This window comes from Citrobacter sp. RHBSTW-00524, assembly GCF_013747755.1.
Lineage (GTDB): Bacteria > Pseudomonadota > Gammaproteobacteria > Enterobacterales > Enterobacteriaceae > Citrobacter > Citrobacter braakii.
In genome coordinates this window covers 3,688,742-3,708,191 of sequence record NZ_CP056421.1, presented here as the reverse complement: position 1 = coordinate 3,708,191, position 19,450 = coordinate 3,688,742, and the positions used below count along the sequence as shown (strand labels likewise).

Sequence of the window (19,450 nt, the reverse complement as noted above, 5' to 3'; positions counted from 1 at the left end):
TGGCGGCGAGCAGTCCGCCAGACGGTAAATCTTGCTATTTATTGCGCCCAAGCGGCACCACTAACGGCGTTCCGGCAACCGGATCGTCGATAATCATACAGCGCAGACCATAGATTTTTTCAATAAGCTGCGCTGTGACGATCTCCTTCGGCGCACCCTCGGCAACAATTTTTCCGTCACGCAGCGCAATCAGATGTGTCGCATAGCGACACGCCTGATTAAGATCGTGCAGAACGGCGGCCAGCGTATACCCTTTCTCCCGGTTTAGCTCACTCAGCAGCTCCAGCAGATCGATCTGATGGCTGATATCCAGCCAGGTGGTAGGTTCATCGAGCAGCATAATCGACGTTTCCTGCGCCAGCACCATCGCAATCCATGCGCGCTGGCGTTGTCCACCGGAAAGGGTATCCACACTTTGTGACGCAAGATGAGTGATTCCCGTCGCCTGCATTGCGTTTGAGACTGCGATTTCATCCTCATTTCGCCAACGGGTAAACAATGGCTGGTGCGGGTAGCGCCCACGGGCAACCAGCTCCTGTACCGTAATATCACCCGGCGTGGTGGCGTTCTGCGCCAACAAACCTATTCTGCGAGCAACCTCTTTGCTGGCATAGTGCTGGATATGCTCGCCGTCGAGCCAGACCTTACCGTGCGCGGGCGTCATCAGACGACTAAGCGTGCGCAGTAGCGTTGATTTTCCGCAGCCGTTTGGCCCGATAATTGCGGTGAAGTGACCGTCTGGAATCGACACATTGAGGTTTTCCGCTACGGTAAATTTGCCATAACCCAGCGTTAACTGGTCGCCACGCAAACGGGCTACTGATTCGATCATTTTTTGCGGGACTCCTGAATTAACAAGACGATAAGATAAATACCGCCGAGGCTTACGGTGACAACGCCCACCGGAAGCTGATAAGGCATAAACAGCTGTTGGGCGCATAAATCCGCCATCAACAGCAGCAACGCGCCACACAGCGCCGACAGGGTTAATCCCCAGCGCGATGTGCCGCTAATCCGCCGCGCGATATGTGGGGCGACAAGGGCAATAAACGAGATAGGGCCAGCCAGCGCGGTGGCGGCAGCGGTCAGTACAACCGCAACCAGCATCATCATCAGACGTGAGCGCTCTACGCTGACGCCAAGCGCACAGGCACTGTCATCACCCATTTCCAGTAAACGCATCCGGCGCACCAGCAGCGTGGCGCACACCAGCATAAGGATAATCAGTGGGGCAGAAGGCCAGGTTTTGGCCCAGGTCAGGCCATTGAGCGATCCGGCGTTCCACAGTCCGGCGGTCAGCGCGGTTTCTAATGATGCCTTCAGCAGTAGCCAGGTGTTGAACGCAACCAGCATGGCGCGTATGCCGATCCCAATAATAATCAGCCGGAAGGTGTCGATACCATTGCGCCAGGCGAGCGCCCAGACCACCAGAGACGTCAGGACCCCGCCAACCATGGCCGCAAGCGCGATAGCGGTGAGATGCTGTCCGAACAGCACCATTGCCACCAGCACACCGCTCCAGGCACCGGTATTGAAACCCATCACATCCGGGCTGCCCAGCGGGTTGCGCATCAGCGACTGGAATATTGCACCGCTCACGCCGAGCGCCGCGCCAATCAATAGCGCCATCAGCACGCGTGGCAAACGCCATTCGGTCACCACCAGCGTAATACTGCGCGGCGCATCGCCAAGCAGAGCGGCAATAATTTGCTGGGTTTCCAGCGTAACGACGCCGCTACGCAGGCTCCACAAGCCAACGGCGAGACAACCTATAACCAGCAGCAGGCTGCTGACTATCAGGCGGCGGGAGAGGTGCATCATGCGCCACCCCCGCGCGGTTTCCGGCGTACCAGAAAGATAAGCACCGGCGCGCCGATAAATGCGCTGACCACTGAAACGCGCAGCTCGCCGGGGACAATCAGGCGACCGATGATATCGGCAATTAGCAACAGAGAGGGGGTTGCCAGCAGGGTAACGGGCAGCGACCAACGGTGATCTGCCCCCACCAGCCAGCGCGCCATATGTGGCATCATCAGGCCGATAAAGGCGATAGGGCCGACAATCGCGGTCGCACTGCCGCACAGTACGGTAATCACCAACAGGCCAATAAACTGCGTGCGAGCGACTTTGCTGCCAAGCGCGGTGGCGGTGTCGCTCCCGAGGCTCAGGCTATTCAGAGCACGGCTAAGGAATAACGCGACAGCCGCGGCAATCAGCACCGGCACCAGGACGACCTTCAGCGTTTGCAGGCTGCGGATATCCAATGAACCGGCCTGCCAGAAACGCAACTGATCGTAGACATCCGGGTTGAGCAGGGCGATTCCGGTGGATAATCCTTCCAGCACCGCGCCCAGCGCAACGCCCGCCAGCGTCAGACGCACCGGGCTTAACTGCCCGCCGCCCTGGCTGCCGGTAAAGGCCACTATAAGCGACGCGGCCAGCGCCCCGGAAAAGGCCATCAGCAGTTGCTCTTGCGCAGAGGAAAAACCGAACAGCGCGGCTCCCAGCACAATAGCGAAGCTGGCACCGGAGTTAACGCCCAGAATGCCGGGATCGGCGAGAGGGTTACGCGTGAGCGTTTGCATTAATGCGCCAGCCAGACCCAGCGCCCCACCGGCGAGCAGCCCCGCCAGCGTGCGCGGCAGTCGCGCGTCCAGCACGATGGTGCAATCAGCGCTTTGACAACTGCCGGTAAGTGCATCCAGCACCACGGAGGCAGGTAGCGACTTGGCGCCAATAACCAGACTTAATACCGTGGTGAGAACAAGTAATAACAATAGTCCGGGCACGGCGAAGGCACGTGTCGCGGAAACAGAGCATGACATATCAACTTCCCTGATAATGATAGTAATTATCGTTATCGATCTTATTTGGATATGTTAGCATGTGCAGCCATCGAATGGATATTGAAAAAGTACCTGGTAAGGCTCTGTAATGAATCGACAATCCTGGCTGCTCAATCTCAGCCTGTTAAAGACCCACCCTGCATTTCGCGCCGTCTTCCTCGCCCGTTTTATTTCCATTGTCTCTCTGGGGCTACTCGGCGTGGCGGTTCCGGTACAGATCCAGATGATGACCCAGTCGACCTGGCAGGTCGGTTTGTCAGTAACGTTGACCGGCAGCGCAATGTTTATTGGTCTGATGGTGGGCGGGGTGCTGGCCGACCGCTATGAGCGTAAAAAAGTGATCCTGTTGGCTCGTGGAACCTGCGGAATCGGCTTTATTGGTCTGTGTCTGAATGCGCTGCTGCCCGAACCGTCGTTACTGGCGATTTATTTGCTTGGCTTATGGGACGGTTTCTTTGCCTCGCTGGGCGTGACCGCGTTGCTGGCGGCAACACCGGCGCTGGTTGGGCGGGAGAATTTGATGCAGGCCGGGGCGATTACCATGCTGACGGTACGTCTGGGTTCGGTTATTTCGCCGATGCTTGGCGGAGTATTGCTCGCGACCGGTGGCGTGGCCTGGAACTACGGTCTGGCGGCGGCGGGCACTTTCATTACCTTGCTGCCGTTGCTGAGCCTTCCCGCGCTGCCGCCTCCGACTCAGCCGCGCGAGCATCCGTTAAAATCGCTGCTGGCAGCATTTCGCTTTCTGCTTGCCAGCCCGCTGATTGGCGGCATTGCGCTGCTTGGCGGTCTGTTGACTATGGCGAGCGCCGTGCGCGTGTTGTATCCCGCGTTGGCGATTAACTGGCAAATGTCGAGTGCGCAAATAGGTCTGCTGTATGCGGCCATTCCTCTTGGCGCGGCGGTGGGCGCGTTGACCAGCGGACAACTGGCGCACAGCGTGCGTCCGGGACTGATCATGCTGGTATCGACCGTGGCTTCGTTCCTGGCTATCGGTCTGTTTGGGTTGATGCCGGTCTGGGAGCTTGGCGTTGTCTGCCTGGCGCTGTTCGGCTGGCTGAGTGCGGTCAGCTCTTTGTTGCAGTACACCCTGTTACAGACGCAGACGCCAGAAGCGATGCTCGGGCGAATTAACGGTTTGTGGACTGCGCAGAACGTTACAGGAGATGCGATCGGCGCGGCGCTGTTAGGGGGATTGGGGGCGATGATGACACCGGTTGCTTCGGCAAGCGTAAGTGGGTTTGGGCTGGTGATTGTCGGTCTGCTACTGCTGCTGTTGCTGGGAGAAGTGCGCCGATTCCGACAAATGCCTGTGAATGCCGGATAGCGTTGTCCTCTACGGTTTATAGGCCGGATAAGGCGTTAGCCGTATCCGGCGCTGGCGATTAAAAGAGTGCCGACAGACGTTGCAGCAGCAGGGTCGCGCTGTAGTAGTCGAGACGGAAGGTTTCCGTACCCAGGGCGTAAACACGTTTATTCTGCACGGCAGGCAGATGTGCCAGCAGCGGATTAGCATAAATGGCGTCGGCATCTTTGTTGTCGCCAGCGAACAGGAACAGCGCTTCGCCGTTCAGGCCAGCCGCCAGGTTCTCACCGCCAAGCTGGATGATATCGTGGCGTTTGCCCTGACTCTGGCTGGTGTGCAATCCGGCAGGCAGCGGTGCCAGGGTGAAACCTAACTGCTCCATCAGCTTGCCCTGCGCCGACTCAGGCGTCCACAGGTTGGCGCTGTGCGCTGCAGCGGTGTATACCAGCGCGCTGACCGGTTGTGGCGGCAGGGTAATACGCTGCTTGACCGCCTGCAGTTGCTTATCAAACTCGGCAATACGCGCAGCAGCCTGTTGCTCCTGACCGGTAATTTCACCTAACTGCGTCAGCAGCGCCTGCCAGCTTTTGTCGTCGTAATTAATGATGAGCGTTGGCGCAATGGTGGACAGCTGATCGTATAGCGCGAGGGCTGAATCTCCCCCGGTGGCGCTGATCAGAATCAGATCCGGCATTTGCGCCGCTACGGCCTCAGCGCTCGGTTCGCCGATATACAGGCGGCTCAGTTTGCGCGCTTTTGCCACTTCGCTCCACTGGCGTAAAAAGCCCTGTGCATCGCCGATGCGATTGTTCGGCGTAGTAGCGCCGCTGGCGATGACCGGGGCATCAATTGCCAGCAGCGAGCCGGTGAGGGTGACGCTGGTGGAGACAATTCGCTGCGGCTTATGTTCCAGCGTATGCGTACCACGACTGTCGGTAACCTGACGCGGCCAGTCGGCGGCATAACCTGAAGAAATTCCTGAAATAGACAAACCTGCCAGTAAGAGCACGGTGCGGCAAAAAGAGGGGAGACTCACGAATCAGCATCCTGTTATCAGTATAAGTAATGCTTCTCATTTTCATTGTTAGTGGACAAGGATGCAAGCCAAAGTCGCACATTGTGCTGCCACAAGAGTTGACATACCGCCGCTTTGCTTTTAGGTTAGCGACCGAAAATATAAATGATAATCATTATTAGAGCTTTTATCATTTTTGGAGGATGATATGGAAACGTCACTGGCCGAGGAAAAAACGCAGACTATGCCGACGCTCGCTCCCGACAGTTTTTTCTTTATGTCGCCGTACCGTAGTTTTACGACGTCAGGATGCTTCGCCCGCTATGCGGAACCGGCAATTGATGGCGATTCGCCAGACAGCCCTTTCCAACAAAAAATGCATGCGCTGTTTGCTGATGCCAAAGCGCAGGGTATCGCTAACCCCATCATGGTCGGGGCGATTCCTTTTGACACCCGCCAGCCGTCATCGCTGTTTATTCCCCAGTCGTGGCAGACGTTCTCCCGAACGGCGAAGCAGCAATCATCTCGTTACTTTAACGCGCATCAGTCGCTGAACGTTGTTGAACGTAAATCGATCCCGGAACAGAACTTCTTTGAAGATATGGTCGCTCGCGCGGCTGCGCTGACGGCAACCCCGGAAGTCGACAAAGTGGTGTTGTCACGCCTGATCGATATCACCGCTGATGCCAATATTGACAGCGGGGCGCTGCTGGAGCGCCTGGTGGCGCAAAATCCGGCGAGCTACAACTTCCACGTCCCTCTTGAAGACGGTGGCGTATTGATTGGCGCCAGTCCGGAACTGCTGTTACGCAAAGAAGGCGATCGTTTCAGCTCATTACCGCTGGCAGGCTCGGCACGTCGTCAACCGGACGATGTGCTGGACCGGGAGGCGGGCATCCGCCTGCTGGCGTCCGAAAAGGATCGCCATGAGCACGAACTGGTGACGCAGGCCATGAAAAATGTCCTGCGCGATCGCAGCCGTGAACTGCAACTCCCTTCTTCTCCGCAACTGGTCACCACGCCTACGCTCTGGCACCTCGGCACGCCGTTTGAGGGTAAAGCCAACGCGCAAGAAAACGCCCTGACGCTCGCGTGCCTGCTGCATCCGACGCCTGCGCTGAGCGGCTTCCCGCATCAGGTTGCGCGCAAACTGATCGCCGAGCTGGAGCCGTTCGATCGCGAACTGTTCGGTGGTATTGTCGGCTGGTGTGATGCCCAAGGCAACGGCGAATGGGTGGTGACGATCCGTTGTGCGAAGCTGCTGCGTAATCAGGTACGTTTCTTTGCCGGTGCCGGGATTGTTCCGGCTTCGTCCCCGGTTGCTGAATGGCGTGAAACGGGAGCCAAACTCTCCACGATGTTGAATGTTTTTGGACTGCATTAAGAGCCTTATTGACCAGGCCTCTAAGGAGCGATAATGAGTATTCCTTTCACCCGTTGGCCGGAGGAGTTTGCCCGCCGCTATCGTGAAAAAGGTTACTGGCAGGATTTGCCGCTGACCGACATTCTGACCCGTCACGCCGACAGCGACCATACGGCGGTGATCGATGGCGAATGCCACCTGAGCTATCGCCAACTGAATCAGGCCACTGACAATCTCGCCTGCAGTCTGCGCCGTCAGGGGATCAAACCCGGCGAAACCGCGCTGGTGCAACTGGGCAACGTGGCTGAGTTGTATATCACTTTCTTTGCGCTGCTCAAGCTGGGCGTAGCTCCGGTGCTGGCATTATTCAGCCATCAGCGAAACGAGCTTAACGCCTATGCCAAACAGATTGAACCGGCGCTGCTGATTGCCGATCGTCAGCATGCGTTGTTTAGCGGAGACGATTTTCTTAACGCTTTTGTGGCTGAACACAATTCAGTGCGCGTGGTGCAACTGCGCAATGATGAAGGCGAACACAATCTGCAAACGGCGATAAGCCAGCCCGCGACTGATTTTTCCGCCACGCCATCGCCTGCTGATGAGGTGGCCTATTTCCAGCTTTCAGGCGGGACTACCGGGACGCCAAAGCTGATTCCTCGTACCCATAACGATTACTACTACAGCGTGCGTCGCAGCAATGAGATTTGCCGCTTCACCGGGGAAACGCGTTATTTATGCGCGATCCCGGCGGCGCATAACTACGCGATGAGTTCGCCTGGCGCGTTGGGGGTATTCCTGGCTGGCGGCACCGTCGTGCTGGCGGCTGACCCGAGCGCCACCCTGTGCTTCCCTCTGATTGAACAGCATCAGGTTAACGTCACGGCGCTAGTGCCGCCAGCGGTGAGCCTGTGGCTGCAGGCAATTGCGGAGTGGGGGAGCAATGCGCAATTGGCTTCGCTGACGCTGCTACAGGTCGGTGGGGCACGGCTTTCCGCCTCGCTTGCGGCGCGTATTCCGGCGGAGATTGGTTGCCAGCTGCAGCAGGTCTTCGGCATGGCGGAAGGGCTGGTGAACTACACCCGTCTGGACGACAGTCCTGAACGCATCATCAATACCCAGGGCCGCCCGATGTGTCCCGATGATGAAGTCTGGGTAGCAGACGCTGACGGCAACCCTTTAGCCGAGGGAGAAACCGGGCGCCTGATGACGCGTGGCCCATACACCTTCCGCGGCTACTTCAACAGTCCTGAGCACAATGCCAGCGCCTTTGACGCCAACGGTTTTTACTGCTCCGGCGATCTGATCGCCATCGATCGAGATGGCTACATCACCGTCCAGGGACGCGAGAAGGATCAGATCAACCGCGGTGGAGAGAAGATCGCTGCAGAAGAGATTGAAAACCTGCTGCTGCGCCACCCGATGGTGATCCATGCCGCGCTGGTCAGTATGGATGACGAACTGATGGGCGAGAAAAGCTGTGCCTGGTTGGTGGTAAAAGAGCCGCTGCGAGCGGTGCAGGTGCGTCGTTTTCTACGCGAACAGGGCGTAGCGGAATTTAAATTACCTGACCGCGTGGAGTGCGTTGAGTCGTTACCGCTGACTCCGGTTGGGAAAGTAGATAAAAAACAATTACGTCAGTGGCTGGCATCACGTTCACTGGCCTGAAGGAGAATAAGAGATGGCAATTCCTAAACTGCAGGCTTATGCGCTACCCACGGCGCTTGATGTTCCGGTGAACAAAGTGGACTGGGCGTTTGACCCCGAACGCGCCGCACTGCTGATCCACGACATGCAGGACTATTTTATCGGTTTTTGGGGCGATAACTGCCCGATGATGGAGCAGGTCGTCGCTAACATCGCCGCACTGCGTCAGTACTGCAAAGAGCATAACATTCCGGTGTATTACACCGCTCAGCCGAAAGAACAGAGTGATGAAGACCGCGCTCTGCTCAATGATATGTGGGGACCGGGACTGACGCGTTCGCCGGAACAGCAGAAAATCGTTGAGGCGCTGGCGCCGGATGAAGCGGATACCATTCTGGTGAAATGGCGTTACAGCGCATTTCATCGCTCCCCGCTGGAACAGATGCTTAAGGAAACCGGACGTAATCAACTGATCATTACCGGCGTGTATGCGCATATTGGCTGTATGACCACCGCAACGGACGCCTTTATGCGCGACATCAAGCCGTTTATGGTTGCCGATGCGTTGGCAGACTTTAGCCGTGACGAACATCTGATGTCGCTGAAATACGTGGCGGGACGCTCCGGGCGTGTGGTGATGACTCAGGAATTATTACCGACGCCGGTACCGGCCAGCAAAGATGCGTTACGCAGCGTTATTCTGCCGCTGCTCGATGAGTCCGAAGAGCCGATGGATGACGAAAACCTGATCGACTACGGACTGGATTCCGTGCGCATGATGGCGCTGGCGGCGCGCTGGCGTAAGGTTCATGGTGATATTGACTTCGTGATGCTGGCGAAAAACCCGACCATTGACGCCTGGTGGACGCTGCTCTCTCGCGAGGTGAAGTAATGTCTGGATTTGACTTCGCAGGGAAAACCGTCTGGGTAACCGGCGCGGGAAAAGGGATTGGCCACACCACCGCGCTGGCGTTTGTGAAAGCGGGTGCTGAGGTGACAGGATTCGATTGTGAATTTTCTCAGGATAACTACCCGTTTGCCACCGAAGTGCTGGATGTGGCGAATGCTGGACAGGTGGCTGAGGTGTGTCAGCGCGTCCTGCAAACGCGCGAGCGGTTGGATGTGTTGGTCAATGCGGCGGGTATTTTGCGTATGGGGGCCACCGATGCGCTGAGCATTGAGGAGTGGCAGCAGACGTTTGCGGTTAACGTTGGTGGGGCGTTCAATCTGTTTCAGCAGACGATGGCGCAGTTTCGTCGCCAGCAGGGCGGCGCAATCGTGACCGTCGCGTCGGATGCGGCGCACACGCCGCGTATCGGTATGAGCGCATACGGTGCGTCAAAAGCCGCGCTGAAAAACCTGGCACTGACCGTCGGACTTGAACTGGCTGGCAGCGGTGTGCGTTGCAATGTGGTTTCGCCAGGCTCGACCGATACCGACATGCAGCGTACGTTGTGGGTCAGCGATGACGCGGAGCAACAGCGCATTCGTGGGTTTGGCGAGCAGTTTAAGCTCGGCATTCCGCTGGGGAAAATCGCTCGTCCACAGGAAATCGCTAACACGATTTTATTCCTCGCTTCCGATCTGGCGAGCCACATTACGCTTCAGGATATCGTGGTGGACGGCGGCTCCACGCTGGGGGCATGACGATGATCTGGAAACGTCATTTAACGCTGGATGAACTGAATGCCACCAGTCAGAACACGATGGTGGCGCATTTAGGCATGGTCTATACCCGACTGGGGGATGATGTGCTGGAAGCAGAAATGCCGGTGGATAGCAGGACGCATCAGCCGTTTGGTCTGCTGCACGGCGGCGCGTCGGCGGCCCTGGCGGAAACATTGGGTTCGATGGCGGGTTATCTGATGACTCGCGACGGACAGTGTGTGGTGGGTACGGAACTGAACGCCACGCACCATCGGGCGGTTGCGCAGGGGAAAGTGCGCGGCGTTTGCCAGCCGCTGCACCTCGGGCGTCAGAGTCAAAGCTGGGAAATCGTCATCTTTGATGAGCAGGGACGACGCTGTTGCACCTGTCGTTTAGGCACTGCGGTGATGGGGTGAAGTCGCCCGACAAAGTAAAATGAAATTGCAGGGTTAACGGCTAAATGAAGTGATCCAGTTAACAATGCAATGTAAATACTCAGTGATACTTCGGGTTTACATGGTTGTCAGGTTGTTAAATTCAGAAAAGATGTTATAGAAACAAAATGTAACATCTCTCTGACCAGGACAACGGAAAACCAAGTATGAATAAATCAGGGAAGTACCTCGTCTGGACAGTGCTCTCCGTTATGGGAGCATTTGCCCTCGGCTATATCGCATTAAATCGTGGCGAACAGATCAACGCGTTGTGGATAGTCGTGGCGTCGGTCTGTGTCTACCTTATCGCTTATCGTTTCTACGGCCTGTACATCGCGAAAAATGTACTGGCGCTGGACCCGACGCGTATGACGCCTGCCGTGCGTCATAACGATGGTCTGGACTATGTTCCTACCGATAAAAAAGTGCTGTTTGGCCACCATTTCGCGGCGATTGCTGGAGCGGGTCCATTAGTTGGACCGGTGCTGGCGGCGCAAATGGGCTATCTGCCGGGTATGATCTGGCTGCTTGCCGGGGTAGTACTGGCGGGGGCGGTGCAGGACTTTATGGTGCTGTTTGTTTCTACTCGTCGCGATGGGCGTTCCCTTGGCGAACTGGTGAAAGAAGAGATGGGCCCAACGGCGGGTGTCATTGCGCTGGTGGCCTGTTTTATGATCATGGTGATTATCCTCGCGGTACTGGCGATGATCGTCGTGAAAGCGCTGACCCACAGCCCGTGGGGAACCTACACCGTCGCCTTTACTATCCCGCTGGCGATCTTCATGGGGATTTACCTGCGTTATCTGCGCCCGGGCCGCATTGGTGAAGTGTCGGTCATCGGTCTGGTATTCCTGGTGTTTGCTATTATTTCCGGCGGCTGGGTGGCTGAAAGCCCGACCTGGGCACCGTACTTTGACTTTACCGGCGTACAGTTGACCTGGATGCTGGTGGGATACGGCTTTGTCGCCGCCGTACTGCCGGTGTGGCTGCTGCTGGCACCGCGTGATTATCTCTCTACCTTCCTGAAAATTGGTACCATTGTTGGTCTGGCGGTAGGGATTCTGATCATGCGTCCGACGCTGACCATGCCTGCGCTGACCAAGTTTGTTGACGGTACAGGCCCGGTCTGGAGCGGTAACCTGTTCCCGTTCCTGTTTATTACCATCGCCTGCGGTGCGGTCTCTGGTTTCCACGCGCTGATTGCCTCCGGCACCACGCCGAAGATGCTGGCGAATGAAGGTCAGGCCTGTTTTATTGGCTACGGCGGGATGCTGATGGAATCCTTTGTCGCCATTATGGCGCTGGTGGCGGCCTGCGTTATCGACCCGGGCGTCTACTTTGCGATGAACAGCCCGATGGCTGTACTGGCACCTGCCGGAACCACCGATGTGGTTGCGTCAGCGGCACAGGTTGTGAGCAGTTGGGGCTTTGTTATCACGCCTGATACGCTGCATCAGATTGCGAACGATGTCGGCGAACAATCCATTATCTCCCGCGCAGGCGGTGCGCCGACGCTGGCGGTGGGTATGGCGTATATTCTGCACGGTGCGCTGGGCGGCATGATGGATGTGGCGTTCTGGTATCACTTCGCCATTCTGTTTGAAGCCCTGTTTATTCTGACGGCGGTAGACGCCGGTACGCGCGCCGCACGCTTTATGCTGCAGGATCTGCTGGGCGTGGTGTCACCGGGTCTGAAACGTACTGATTCCCTGCCTGCGAACCTGCTGGCAACGGCGCTGTGCGTGCTGGCCTGGGGTTACTTCTTGCACCAGGGCGTGGTGGATCCATTGGGTGGTATTAATACCCTGTGGCCACTGTTTGGTATCGCCAACCAGATGCTGGCCGGTATGGCGTTGATGCTTTGCGCGGTGGTGCTGTTCAAGATGAAACGTCAACGCTACGCGTGGGTGGCGCTGGTGCCAACGGCCTGGCTGCTGATTTGTACCCTGACCGCCGGCTGGCAGAAAGCGTTTAGCCCGGATGCGAAAATTGGCTTCCTCGCCATCGCTAACAAGTTCCAGGCGATGATCGACAGCGGTAATATTCCGGCGCAGTACACTCAGTCGCAGCTGACGCAGTTGGTGTTTAACAACCGCCTGGATGCGGGTCTCACTATCTTCTTCATGGTAGTCGTTGTGGTGCTGGGTCTGTTCTCCATCAAAACTGCACTGGCAGCACTGAAAGAGGACAAACCTACGTCGAAAGAAACGCCATACGAACCGATGCCTGAGAATGTCGAAGAGATCGTGGCGCAGGCGAAAGGTGCTCACTAATATTCTCTTAACCAACGAGCCCTCTCCTGAATGGGGAGGGCGTTTGTTCGACAGGGAACCACTATGTTTGAAACGCTCTCTAAAGCCGGGAAGTATTTAGGTCAAACCGCCCGATTAATGATAGGTGTGCCGGATTACGACAACTATGTTGAGCATATGCGCGTCACGCATCCGGACCTGACACCAATGACCTACGAAGAATTTTTCCGCGAACGCCAGGATGCGCGCTACGGGGGGAAAGGCGGCGCGCGCTGCTGTTAATGCTCTTCATCATTCAAGCTGCAGGCGTGTTCACCCTGGTCACTTATCTTTGTAAGCTCCAGGGGTTTCGCTGCGTTGCCGCCATCAGGCATCCCACACCATAATCACACCGTAAACGATTCTACTTTTTCGAACGCTGCGCGCAGCGTCTGTGGCGTTAACGTTACCGGCAGCGCATGAATGGACTCCACCGGGCGCAGGGTGTGCGCAATCACGTTGTCGATTTCGGCGCGGTTGTTGATGTCCACGTCCAGTTGAGCCAACCGGGTTGGCAGGTTGAAGCGCTGATAGGCGGTAATTAACTGCGCCAGCACATCATCTTGTCCCAGCAGCGCGCTCTGCACCAGTATGCCGTACGCCACTTTGGTGCCATGCAAAAACTTCTCGGTCTGCGGGAGCACGGTCAGGCCATTATGTACCGAATGCGCTGCCGCCACGCGGGTGTAGCGCTCACCCAGACCGCCGACCATGCCGCCTCCGGCAATAATTGCATCCACTACATCGCAAAATGTGCGGCTCAACATGCCTTGTTGCTTATCGACCAGCGCCTGCTCGCTGCTTTCCAACAGGACGTCGCGGATCGTCTGCGCAGCATGGATACCCAGACGTACGGTCAGAGGTAGGTTTTCCGGCTCAGGCGCGAGCACGACGGCCTCGTACCATTTCGCCAGCGTGTCGCCGATCCCCGCCAGTAAGTATTCTTCAGGCGCATTGAGAACGATCTCTGGCTCGACCAGCACGAGGAAATTGGCGTCAGCGAAAATTTCGAAATGCAGCGCCTGGCCTGCATCGTTGTACCAGACGGAGAGCGGTGTCCATGCGGCGCAGGTCGCTGCGATAGTAGGGATACCGACAAAAGGCAGACCCAGACGACGAGCCAGCGCTTTGGCCGTGTCGAGCAATGTCCCGCCGCCCACACCAATCACCACGCTGCGATTCTCTCCTGACTCTTTTGCCAGTTGAGTAACATCGGTTTCGCTGCAATGTCCCGTAAACAGCAGGTGCCTGGCATCGGCAAGATGAAATGCCTCAGGCAGATAAGGGCGGGCCGCGTCGATGGCGCGTTCACCGTAAACCCAGACGGCGCGTGAGAGTTGCTCTGCGGTGAAAAAATCGTTGAGTCTTGACAGGCTGCCGGGATGGGAAAAATAGTTGGCCGGGCCGGTGACGACGCGAATCTCGGTATTACTCATGTTGTGTTGTCCTTTTGGCTGTCCTGTCAATGCAGGTTATTTTTATATAGACGTCTGAACGTCTTGATTGCCAAATACTAGCATCGTGCTATAGTGGCTTCAACCACAACATCACACGCTGGGATAACAATAATGAGTAATAACCCGCTGATTCCGCAAAGCAAACTGCCTAATCTTGGCACCACTATCTTCACGCAAATGAGCGCGCTGGCGCAGCAGCATCAGGCCATTAATCTCTCGCAGGGATTTCCTGATTTTGACGGCCCACTTTTTTTGCAGGAACGTCTGGCGTATCACGTCGCGCATGGCGCAAACCAGTATGCGCCGATGACGGGCGTACAGCCGCTGCGCGAAGCCATTGCGGATAAAACCGCGCAGTTGTACGGCTATAAACCTGATGCGAATAGTGAAGTGACCGTGACGGCGGGGGCCACAGAAGCGCTGTTCGCCGCAATTACGGCGCTGGTGCGTCCTGGCGATGAGGTGATTTGTTTTGACCCGAGCTACGACAGCTATGCGCCCGCGGTCGAATTATCCGGCGGCGTAGTTAAACGTATCGCGCTGCAACCGCCGTCTTTTCGCGTCGACTGGCAGGAATTTAGCGCTGTACTCAGCGAACGTACCCGACTGGTGATCCTTAACACGCCGCACAATCCTTCCGCCACCGTATGGCATCACGCCGATTTTGATGCCCTGTGGCAGGCAATTAAAGAATGCGAGATCTATGTCATCAGCGACGAAGTTTATGAGCACATTTGCTTCGCCGGACAGGGACATGCCAGCGTGCTGGCGCATTCACAGCTGCGCGAACGCGCCGTTGCCGTTTCATCGTTTGGGAAGACCTACCATATGACCGGCTGGAAAGTCGGCTACTGCGTTGCGCCTGCCGCCATTAGCGCTGAATTACGCAAGGTACACCAGTATCTGACGTTCTCAGTTAATACGCCGGCTCAGTTGGCGCTGGCGGATATGCTGCGGGAGGATCCAACACACTATCGTGAGTTGCCAGCCTTTTATCAGAAAAAACGCGATGTGTTGGTGAACGCGCTGTGTGACAGCCGACTGGAAATTTTGCCGTGTGAAGGCACCTATTTTCTGCTGGTCGATTACAGTGCCGTCTCCACGCTTAACGACGTTGAGTTTTGCCAGTGGCTGACCAAAGAAGTGGGCGTTGCCGCGATCCCGTTGTCGGTTTTCTGCGCCGATCCTTTCCCGCATAAGCTGATTCGCCTATGTTTTGCCAAGCAAGAATCGACGCTGCTGGCGGCAGCCGAACGTCTGGTTGCGCTGTAGTTATTTTACTGTCCAGGCTTTGGAGAAGCGACGGTCGGCAAATAACTCTTGCAGACCGTTAATTTGTTTCAGACGTAAAACCTCATCGTCGTCCATACCTAACTCTTTACTGATTTTCTCTGCGCTCCATCCCAGTAGCGATAATTCACGAACGATTTCCGACATGGCATGAATTTTATGCCGCCCACGGGCACGGTTATGACGAATTGTCGCTGCCATGCGTTCATGGCGCTCACGCTGTAAACAGGTGACCGGCAGGTAGCCATGCAGGCGTGATTTCAGCGACGGTTTGCTTTTACCTAGCTCATGACGGTGGAAACCATCGACAATTTCGTATTCTTCCGCCGTAGAGTGAACTACCACGATGGGCTGCGTGAATCCGTCTGCTTCGAGGGATTTCTGCAGCAACTTTTTCTCCGGAGGCGCAACGTTATTGGGGTTATAGTCATTGGGTGAGATATGCTCATTTTTAATCCATAGTACACAATCTACTGGCTCTTCGCGAAAAGGGCTGACGCTGTGGATAGCCATTCTGAATTGGTTGATTGCTTCAATTCGCTCTTCTTCTGACAGTCCAGAAAGAAAACCAGTGAGTTCTTGAGTTAGTCGGTGTTGCATAAGATTCCCCATTGCTGGCGTTTTATTTTCATGCGTTCATTATAACGTTGGTAGTTTTTGGGTTTTGTGGGGCTGAATGACAGCGCCCGGCACCAGTAGTCGTTATTCAGCAGGACTTTACAGATACGCCGCCACGACGGAATATCCGCTGAGCCAATATCTTTTTCCTGAGTTTGCGGGATATTGTCCATGCCCTTTTTCTTATACCACTGCAAATAGATGGCGATTTTATTGCGATAATGCTCAGCGGTCGTTTCCGGCATACTGTTGAGTAGCAGCATGGCGTATTCCTGCCAGTTTAAATGTTCGGGTTTCAATATTTTGCGGTGCCCGTAAAAATGGTTGTCGTGACCGGCATAAATTCCGCCGCTTTTTACACCGCTGACACGGGCGCACATGGCTGCCCAGCGCTCGGGTTCAATGACGTGATATAGCCATAATCCCTGACGCTGTTCCGGGCCAAAGGGCTCACAAATACGCATGTAACGTGTTGGGACACCGGCCTGATACATGAGATTGTATAAGGGATTGCACGACATTCTGGTTTTTGCGAACCAGGTCCAGATATCGGCAGTTTTCCAGTCATAAATCGGGTAAATATACCAGGTATGCCCGCCGGGGGCGCTGGTGGTCCAGGGTTTATCATCGGCAAAGCGCTGCTTTTGCGAATTGGCAATGGCGACAAAACGATTATATGACTCATCGGCGCGGATCCCGACCATCATGCCGGCTGGACGTTTCTCTGAATACCAGTCAGCGAACTCGCGAACAAATTGTTCAAAGGTCATGCCGGGTTGATAGAAGGAGAAATACTCTGGATCGGTTATGGCATCCGTGGGAGGCTGGCGAACCCACGGAGTACCTGGTTCCCAACACTGCCATTCTGGCTGAAATTGAGAGAGGGAATTCTGGGTGGTGAGCGGTAAAGCCACCCAATAAAAGCGCTCGATGACATCAGAATAACGTGCACGAAGCGCCTCAACATAATCAATAGTGCAGGAAAACTGGGCTTCCCAGTCGATAAATAGTACGTCAATTTTTTTATGCAGTTGGCGTGCAAGCATAGCTGTCAGATGTAGCATCAGTCCTGAATCTTTCCCGCCGGAGAAAGAGACACAAACCCGAGGCAGAGTTTCCAGCGCCCAGGTTATGCGCTCCAGAGCGGCGTCCAGTACGTTTTGATCAAGCGGGATTTTATAAATAGACATATTAAACTCATATCAAAATTATTATTTAAAACAATAACAAATGCTGACAATAAGATATGCTAATTTTTTCCAGGCGCAACGTTTTAATACATTCATGGTTATTTTGAATTACTCTAATTCATAAATATTTAAAATGAATAGGTAAAGTTCTACTTGTTAGTCCTTTGATCATGTTTATAATTTATTTTATTAATTAAATTAACGAAGCCAGTATTGTTGAGTGATGCTCTGTTATACATCAAAAATAAATTTATTTTTGGTAAGGGAATATCGATACAGATCTCTTTTAAATTAAATGATCCGGTATATTGTTCGTAAATATCTCTTGGTAGCAGACCTATGATGTCTGTATTTGAAATAATGTTAATGATCGTTATTAATGAGTCGCTGCGGAAGCCAACATCTCGATTAGCCAGCAATGTGCTGGTTTGTTGCCAGTATTCCTTAACGCCTGTATCTTCAGAAATAAGTTGCGTGAACTGTTCTTTTAATATTGTTTCAAGCGTACTTTCTCCATTAATTCTCGGATGGTTTTTGTTGCAAACTAATATTGTTTCGACAGTTTTAAATGGCGAGCATATTATCGAGCGATTACTCACTGGAGCGGTAGCAATGACTAAATCTGCTTTTCTGTAAGCCAACAGATTTTCCGTACTTTCAGCAGTGATGAGTATGTTATGGTGCTCAATTTCGACATGCGATTCTTCTCTGACAAAATGAATAATTTCCTCGATGTTGATAATTGTTGGTAGTTGTGGACAGTAAATAATGAATTTTTTCTTCAGACTGGAGTTATTCATGATGTTTATTGTCTGCTCCAGACTGTTGAGATTTTTCTCAAGATGATGATGGAGGTTAATCCCCATAATCGTTGGTGTTATGCCTTTTCCGGAGCGGATAAACAGTGGGTCATTAAATTGTGTGCGTAGCCGTTGCAGTGACTGGCTAACAGCAGAGGGGGTGATATACAAAGTTTCGGCAGCTTTAGTGATACTCAAATGTTGATAAATACACTCAAAGATAACCAATAGATTGAGATCGAACTTTTTAAGGTCATAGAGGTTAGCCATACATACCTTCCTGTGATGGTCATGTTTTGAAAAATTTAATTCTGAAATATTTTAAGTTGTGAATATTCTTGTGGTTTATGTTTGTGTGCTTAATGAATTATTAATTTAAACTAAAAATAGCACATGTTGCGTAATTTTGACCAAAAAAGTTAATTTAAATGAGTGATTGACATGGGAATGATAACAACCACTCATTTTTTCACATTTATTTATTACCCATGATAATGTTTAATTTCTCCTTATCCGGTAAGCCGATTTCCTGTTGTAACGTATCGTCTTTACTCATGTAATAGATAGCCGGCGTGACGTTGGCGCCTAAATCATCCATCAACTTTTGATTGATATTCAATACCTTCATCTGCTCCGGTGAGACGGAGGTCGGGATTTGTAGCTTCATTTTCCCACCGGATGCCTCATAGTCATGCCAGGTCTTGGCCGGATCTTTTGCGGCCAGAATCGCTGCGGCGGTAGCCGGGCTTTCGGGTTTAATTACGCCAACCAGTAATGTGCGCAACTGAACTTTACCTGAGTCCACCCACGGGCGAGCCTGCTGCCAGAACTGTTTGCAATAGGGACAGAAGGGATCGGCAAACACGTAAACAATGACCGGAGCCTCTTTTTTCCCGTCCAGAATCCAGGATGCTTTTTCCATTCGCTGCCACATTTCGCGCCCGGCAGGGGCGTAGATCTCTTTTTCTATCAGCGTATTACTGAGGTTTTCGCCTTTTTCGTTATACATATAACCGGAAATGGCGTGTTTGCCGTCAGGCGTAACATAAATAGTAACGCCCATATCCTGGTATTTTCCCAGGTAGCCCTTCATTCCACCGGGCGCGTCGAAGGGTTTCAGAATAGTAATGCCCTGTTTCTCAATAGCTTTAACGGGGGCAGGAAGTTCTTCGGCGTGCACCACGGCAGGAAGCAGGGTTAAGAGTAAGGTACGTTTAAACATTGATTTTCCTTATAAAATCAGAAGGAAAGGGGGCTAAGTTGCAAAACCTATCGCAGCCATAGGTAAGATCGACCGTCAGTCGATTGCCCTTTCTTGAGTGGGGTGATGTAATCCCAATCGCTGTTACGACCTTTGTTAAGGTAATGTAGAGCGCAACACATAGCCAGCCCTGCTGGCACTGACGTTACCTGCGGGTAGCTCGGGTAATGAGGCTCCCTGCAAAGGGGGCCTTTTTTACTTTTATCTTTAGGTTCACAACATGAGTTTGAGTGGGTTGTTAGTTAACGCTTATTGATTTGATAAAGGAAACGCATTAGCCCTGCGAAG

The 19,450-nt window shown here is 54.0% G+C and carries 18 protein-coding genes; 9 read left to right on the top strand and 9 right to left on the bottom strand.

The window, feature by feature from the left end; genetic code table 11:
* Positions 1-34 precede the first annotated feature (34 nt).
* From fepC to fepD, 3 genes are read right to left on the bottom strand one after another with little or no spacing between them, the layout of a single operon-like run.
* Positions 35-832: an iron-enterobactin ABC transporter ATP-binding protein gene (gene fepC / locus HV229_RS18010; RefSeq protein WP_046275116.1), complete on the bottom strand. Its 798-nt coding sequence runs from the start codon at positions 830-832 to the stop codon at positions 35-37.
* Positions 829-1,821: an iron-enterobactin ABC transporter permease gene (fepG, locus tag HV229_RS18005; protein ID WP_049271360.1), complete on the bottom strand. Its 993-nt coding sequence runs from the start codon at positions 1,819-1,821 to the stop codon at positions 829-831. The genes fepC and fepG overlap by 4 nt, the downstream gene beginning before the upstream one ends.
* A complete protein-coding gene (gene fepD, locus HV229_RS18000) occupies positions 1,818-2,825 on the bottom strand; it encodes a Fe(3+)-siderophore ABC transporter permease (protein WP_016152194.1) in 1,008 nt (335 codons plus the stop codon). Before fepD ends, fepG begins: the two co-directional genes overlap by 4 nt.
* A 109-nt stretch (positions 2,826-2,934) precedes the next feature.
* On the opposite strand from fepD, the gene entS reads away from it, so the two are divergent.
* Positions 2,935-4,173 carry an enterobactin transporter EntS gene (entS, locus tag HV229_RS17995; protein ID WP_181546073.1) on the top strand — a complete coding sequence of 413 codons (1,239 nt, stop codon included), beginning with the start codon at positions 2,935-2,937 and terminating at the stop codon, positions 4,171-4,173.
* A 58-nt stretch (positions 4,174-4,231) separates the two neighbouring features.
* Here entS and fepB read toward each other — a convergent pair whose 3' ends face one another.
* Positions 4,232-5,188, bottom strand: a complete 957-nt coding sequence (gene fepB / locus HV229_RS17990) for a Fe2+-enterobactin ABC transporter substrate-binding protein (protein ID WP_016155944.1) — start codon at positions 5,186-5,188, stop codon at positions 4,232-4,234.
* 187 nt (positions 5,189-5,375) lie between these two features.
* Between fepB and entC the strand changes: the two genes are divergently transcribed.
* The 7 genes from entC to HV229_RS17955 all read left to right on the top strand — a co-directional run bounded on the left by entC (position 5,376) and on the right by HV229_RS17955 (position 12,789).
* On the top strand, positions 5,376-6,551 hold the full coding sequence (gene entC, locus HV229_RS17985) for an isochorismate synthase EntC (RefSeq protein ID WP_016152197.1): 1,176 nt from the start codon (positions 5,376-5,378) through the stop codon (positions 6,549-6,551).
* A 33-nt stretch (positions 6,552-6,584) separates the two neighbouring features.
* Entirely contained in the window at positions 6,585-8,195 is a 1,611-nt protein-coding gene (entE, locus tag HV229_RS17980; protein ID WP_181546071.1) for a (2,3-dihydroxybenzoyl)adenylate synthase EntE, read from the top strand.
* 13 nt (positions 8,196-8,208) lie between these two features.
* Positions 8,209-9,066, top strand: a complete 858-nt coding sequence (locus HV229_RS17975; protein WP_019076241.1) for an isochorismatase — start codon at positions 8,209-8,211, stop codon at positions 9,064-9,066.
* Complete coding sequence (gene entA, locus HV229_RS17970; protein WP_181546069.1) at positions 9,066-9,821, top strand: 2,3-dihydro-2,3-dihydroxybenzoate dehydrogenase EntA; 756 nt, start codon at positions 9,066-9,068, stop codon at positions 9,819-9,821. The genes HV229_RS17975 and entA overlap by 1 nt, the downstream gene beginning before the upstream one ends.
* A gap of 2 nt (positions 9,822-9,823) precedes the next feature.
* Positions 9,824-10,237: a proofreading thioesterase EntH gene (gene entH / locus HV229_RS17965; RefSeq protein ID WP_029139447.1), complete on the top strand. Its 414-nt coding sequence runs from the start codon at positions 9,824-9,826 to the stop codon at positions 10,235-10,237.
* 185 nt (positions 10,238-10,422) lie between these two features.
* Positions 10,423-12,528 carry a pyruvate/proton symporter CstA gene (cstA, locus tag HV229_RS17960; RefSeq protein ID WP_016152202.1) on the top strand — a complete coding sequence of 702 codons (2,106 nt, stop codon included), beginning with the start codon at positions 10,423-10,425 and terminating at the stop codon, positions 12,526-12,528.
* Positions 12,529-12,591: 63 nt separating this feature from the next.
* Positions 12,592-12,789 carry a YbdD/YjiX family protein gene (locus tag HV229_RS17955; protein WP_019076244.1) on the top strand — a complete coding sequence of 66 codons (198 nt, stop codon included), beginning with the start codon at positions 12,592-12,594 and terminating at the stop codon, positions 12,787-12,789.
* 104 nt (positions 12,790-12,893) lie between these two features.
* Here HV229_RS17955 and HV229_RS17950 read toward each other — a convergent pair whose 3' ends face one another.
* Positions 12,894-13,982 (bottom strand): oxidoreductase, encoded by a 1,089-nt coding sequence (locus HV229_RS17950; RefSeq protein WP_181546067.1) that lies wholly within the window; start codon positions 13,980-13,982, stop codon positions 12,894-12,896.
* A 132-nt stretch (positions 13,983-14,114) separates the two neighbouring features.
* Here HV229_RS17950 and HV229_RS17945 point away from each other — a divergent pair, with 132 nt between their 5' ends.
* On the top strand, positions 14,115-15,275 hold the full coding sequence (locus tag HV229_RS17945) for a pyridoxal phosphate-dependent aminotransferase (protein WP_181546065.1): 1,161 nt from the start codon (positions 14,115-14,117) through the stop codon (positions 15,273-15,275).
* Here HV229_RS17945 and HV229_RS17940 read toward each other — a convergent pair whose 3' ends face one another.
* From HV229_RS17940 to dsbG, 4 genes are all read right to left on the bottom strand, one after another.
* Entirely contained in the window at positions 15,276-15,893 is a 618-nt protein-coding gene (locus HV229_RS17940) for a ParB/RepB/Spo0J family partition protein (RefSeq protein ID WP_046275109.1), read from the bottom strand.
* Positions 15,878-17,101 carry a phosphoadenosine phosphosulfate reductase gene (locus HV229_RS17935; protein ID WP_131351919.1) on the bottom strand — a complete coding sequence of 408 codons (1,224 nt, stop codon included), beginning with the start codon at positions 17,099-17,101 and terminating at the stop codon, positions 15,878-15,880. The genes HV229_RS17940 and HV229_RS17935 overlap by 16 nt, the downstream gene beginning before the upstream one ends.
* Before the next feature lie 149 nt (positions 17,102-17,250).
* Complete coding sequence (locus HV229_RS17930; RefSeq protein WP_181546063.1) at positions 17,251-18,171, bottom strand: LysR family transcriptional regulator; 921 nt, start codon at positions 18,169-18,171, stop codon at positions 17,251-17,253.
* Positions 18,172-18,376: 205 nt separating this feature from the next.
* Positions 18,377-19,123 carry a thiol:disulfide interchange protein DsbG gene (dsbG, locus tag HV229_RS17925; protein WP_053388573.1) on the bottom strand — a complete coding sequence of 249 codons (747 nt, stop codon included), beginning with the start codon at positions 19,121-19,123 and terminating at the stop codon, positions 18,377-18,379.
* Positions 19,124-19,450: the final 327 nt, after the last annotated feature.

Coding starts and splice junctions, on each gene's coding strand:
- HV229_RS17945 (WP_181546065.1), top strand. CDS start 14,115: ATGAGTAATAACCCGCTGATTCCGCAAAGCAAACTGCCTAATCTTGGC.
- HV229_RS17975 (WP_019076241.1), top strand. CDS start 8,209: ATGGCAATTCCTAAACTGCAGGCTTATGCGCTACCCACGGCGCTTGAT.
- HV229_RS17955 (WP_019076244.1), top strand. CDS start 12,592: ATGTTTGAAACGCTCTCTAAAGCCGGGAAGTATTTAGGTCAAACCGCC.
- HV229_RS17930 (WP_181546063.1), bottom strand. CDS start 18,171: ATGGCTAACCTCTATGACCTTAAAAAGTTCGATCTCAATCTATTGGTT.
- entE (WP_181546071.1), top strand. CDS start 6,585: ATGAGTATTCCTTTCACCCGTTGGCCGGAGGAGTTTGCCCGCCGCTAT.
- HV229_RS17950 (WP_181546067.1), bottom strand. CDS start 13,982: ATGAGTAATACCGAGATTCGCGTCGTCACCGGCCCGGCCAACTATTTT.
- fepC (WP_046275116.1), bottom strand. CDS start 832: ATGATCGAATCAGTAGCCCGTTTGCGTGGCGACCAGTTAACGCTGGGT.
- entA (WP_181546069.1), top strand. CDS start 9,066: ATGTCTGGATTTGACTTCGCAGGGAAAACCGTCTGGGTAACCGGCGCG.
- fepD (WP_016152194.1), bottom strand. CDS start 2,825: ATGTCATGCTCTGTTTCCGCGACACGTGCCTTCGCCGTGCCCGGACTA.
- entS (WP_181546073.1), top strand. CDS start 2,935: ATGAATCGACAATCCTGGCTGCTCAATCTCAGCCTGTTAAAGACCCAC.
- HV229_RS17940 (WP_046275109.1), bottom strand. CDS start 15,893: ATGCAACACCGACTAACTCAAGAACTCACTGGTTTTCTTTCTGGACTG.
- entC (WP_016152197.1), top strand. CDS start 5,376: ATGGAAACGTCACTGGCCGAGGAAAAAACGCAGACTATGCCGACGCTC.
- cstA (WP_016152202.1), top strand. CDS start 10,423: ATGAATAAATCAGGGAAGTACCTCGTCTGGACAGTGCTCTCCGTTATG.
- entH (WP_029139447.1), top strand. CDS start 9,824: ATGATCTGGAAACGTCATTTAACGCTGGATGAACTGAATGCCACCAGT.
- HV229_RS17935 (WP_131351919.1), bottom strand. CDS start 17,101: ATGTCTATTTATAAAATCCCGCTTGATCAAAACGTACTGGACGCCGCT.
- fepG (WP_049271360.1), bottom strand. CDS start 1,821: ATGATGCACCTCTCCCGCCGCCTGATAGTCAGCAGCCTGCTGCTGGTT.
- dsbG (WP_053388573.1), bottom strand. CDS start 19,123: ATGTTTAAACGTACCTTACTCTTAACCCTGCTTCCTGCCGTGGTGCAC.